This is a genomic window from Shewanella electrica (assembly GCF_022321485.1).
Taxonomy (GTDB): Bacteria; Pseudomonadota; Gammaproteobacteria; order Enterobacterales; family Shewanellaceae; genus Shewanella; species Shewanella electrica.
Genome location: NZ_JAKOGG010000333.1, coordinates 1 through 268 on the forward strand (window position 1 = coordinate 1; position 268 = coordinate 268).

Genomic DNA, 268 nt, shown 5'->3' on the forward strand with positions numbered 1-268 from the left:
GTTCGTCAGTGAATTTTGTAAAGATGTGTTTGTCCTCTTCGCTTCGGGGTGTCTGGACTGGTGATGCAGGTGAAATGCCGCAGTTTGCAGAGGTAACAATATTGGTTTGCTTCAAAGCAATCTGTGCTCTTAGCAGCTCTGTCTCGCACTCACATTGTCGTAAAGCGATACGATTCAGTGAAGCGAATACATCCGAACAAAGTTGCTGGATCAAGGGATCTTGCGTGCCTTCAAGTTTATTTGGGAGAACAAGCTGCACGGGCTGACT

Annotated in this window: 1 protein-coding gene; it reads right to left on the minus strand. The window is 46.6% G+C overall.

The window, feature by feature from the left end; translation table 11 throughout:
* Positions 1-268 (minus strand): hypothetical protein (locus L9G74_RS24225; RefSeq protein WP_238898660.1); only part of this gene is annotated, 268 nt, incomplete at both ends.